The organism is Mesorhizobium sp. M7A.F.Ca.CA.003.01.2.1, assembly GCF_003998945.1.
GTDB lineage: Bacteria > Pseudomonadota > Alphaproteobacteria > Rhizobiales > Rhizobiaceae > Mesorhizobium > Mesorhizobium ciceri.
In genome coordinates, this window is sequence record NZ_RZRA01000841.1 from 1 (window position 1) to 2,470 (window position 2,470).

Below are 2,470 nucleotides of genomic sequence, written 5' to 3' on the forward strand. Positions count from 1 at the left end.
GCCTTGTGGACTGGTACATGCGGGTGAACAGGGCGGGTTAGAGAACCCGGATGGTTCCATGCCGATCTTCATCGACCGCCGCCTGAACCCTAAAGACAAAAGCCTCGGCAATCGCCAGCGCTTCCTGCGACGCGCGCGCGAGGAATTGAAACGCAGCATACGCGATCAGATCCGCACCGGCAGGATCGCCGACGCGGATTCCGAGCATGCCGTGCGCATGCCCGAAAGAGGCACAAGCGAGCCGAGCTTCAACAACGCCCGCGACAGCGGCAGGCGCCAGCACATCTTGCCGGGCAACAGGCATTTCTCCGCTGGAGACCTGATCCCCAAACCCGGCGGGGGCGGCGGGGGAGCATCGTCGCCGGGAAACAAGGCATCTGAAGACGACTTTCGTTTCGTGCTGTCGCGCGAGGAAGTGCTCGATCTTTTCTTCGAGGATCTCGAGCTCCCGGACATGGTCAAGCTCAACCTCAAGGAGATCCTTGCCTTCAAGCCGCGCAGAGCCGGCTTCGCCGCCACAGGTTCGCCGACCAACATCAATGTTGGCCGCACAATGCGCAACAGCCACGGCCGCCGCATTGCGCTGAGGCGCCCCAAGCAGGTCGAACTGGATGCGATCCTCGAGGAAATCGCCTCGCTCGAGTCGACGCCATCCAGCGCCGAAGCGCGCCAGCGTATTGCGGCATTGCGCGAAGAGCTCGACCGGCTGGAACGCCGCCGCCGCCGGATTGCCTATGTCGATCCGGTCGACATCCGCTTCAACCGCTTCGATTCCCGGCCGGTGCCGAACGCCAATGCCGTCATGTTCTGTCTTATGGACGTGTCCGGGTCCATGGGCGAGCGCGAGAAGGATCTGGCCAAGCGCTTCTTCGTCTTGCTGCACCTGTTCTTGAAACGGCGCTACGACCGCATCGAGATTGTTTTCATCCGCCACACGCACCTGGCTCAGGAGGTCGACGAGGAAACATTTTTCTACAACACCCAAAGCGGCGGCACCGTCGTTTCCACCGCGCTGGAGGAAATGCACCGTATTATCACCAGCCGCTACCCGGCCCATGACTGGAACATCTATGCCGCCCAGGCCTCGGACGGCGACAATTTCGCCGGCGATTCGGAGCGATGCATTTCGCTGCTCAACGGCGAGCTCATGCGGCTGTGCCAGTATTTTGCCTATGTCGAGATCATCGACGAGCGTGAAGCTCATATTTTCGGCTCGACAGAAAACGGGACATCGCTCTGGCGTGCCTACAACTCCATCGACCAGAAATGGCCGAACTTCCAGATGAGCCGCATCGCCACACCCGCCGATATCTATCCGGTTTTTCGCCAGCTCTTCGGCAGGCAACCGGCCGCCCTCAAGAGGGCATGAGGGTTCCCGATGGCCAGACAAGCGAGCAAATCCAGCCTGCTTTTTTCAGGGTCCGACTGGGATTTCAAAACATTGTCGCGGGCCTATGACGCTATCGAGGCACTCGCGGTCGAAGAGCTTCATCTGGACACCTATCCCGTTCAGATGGAGATCATCTCGTCGCAGCAGATGCTCGACGCCTATTCGTCCATCGGCATGCCATTGATGTACCGTCACTGGTCTTTCGGCAAACATTTCCTCCACCAGGATTTGCTCTATCGCAAGGGCGGGCGGGGGCTTGCCTATGAACTGGTCATCAATTCCAATCCCTGCATCGTCTATCTGATGGAGGAAAACACCATGGCCCTGCAGGCCCTGGTGACGGCCCACGCAGCGCTCGGGCACAATCATTTCTTCAAGAACAATCAGCTGTTCAAACAGTGGACGGATGCGGGTGCGATCCTCAGCTACCTGGACTTCGCCAAGGGCTACATAGTCCGCTGCGAGGAGCGGCACGGCCTCGCCGCCGTCGAAGCTGTTCTCGATTCCGCCCACGCGCTGATGGATCAGGGCGTGTTTCGCTATCACCGGCCGCCGAGGTTGTCGTCGGAACGGCAACGCGAAGGAATTCGCGAGCGTCTCGAATACGAGGAGCGCTCCTACAACGACTTGTGGCGTACGCTGCCGGCCTCGCAGCAAGCGGCCAACGACAAGGGCCAGGACCCAGAGTGGAAGAAATCGCTCAATCTGCCCGAGGAAAACCTGCTCTATTTCCTGGAAAAGAACAGCCCAGTCCTGGAGCCCTGGCAGCGCGAGATCATCAGGATCGTTCGTGTCATCGCGCAATATTTTTACCCGCAACGGCAGACACAGGTGATGAACGAAGGTTGTGCCACTTTCGTGCACTATACGCTGATGAACATGCTGTTCGACCGCGGCCAGATCAGCGAAGGCGCCATGCTCGAAATCCTGCGCAATCATTCCAACGTGGTCTTCCAGCCGGCCTTCGACGATCCGCGTTTTTCAGGCATCAACCCCTATGCTCTCGGCCTCGACATGATGCAGGACATTCAGCGCATCTCGACCGAACCCACGGCCGAGGACCGCGATTGGTTCCCCGAC

The 2,470-nt window shown here is 59.6% G+C and carries 2 protein-coding genes; both read left to right on the forward strand.

The window, feature by feature from the left end:
* Nucleotides 1–58 precede the first annotated feature (58 nt).
* Nucleotides 59–1,369, forward strand: coding sequence for a YeaH/YhbH family protein (locus EN969_RS26470; protein ID WP_063169112.1), 1,311 nt, complete (start codon nucleotides 59–61; stop codon nucleotides 1,367–1,369).
* A gap of 9 nt (nucleotides 1,370–1,378) precedes the next feature.
* A partial coding sequence (locus EN969_RS26475; RefSeq protein ID WP_127419532.1) for a SpoVR family protein occupies nucleotides 1,379–2,470 on the forward strand: 1,092 nt, incomplete at its 3' end.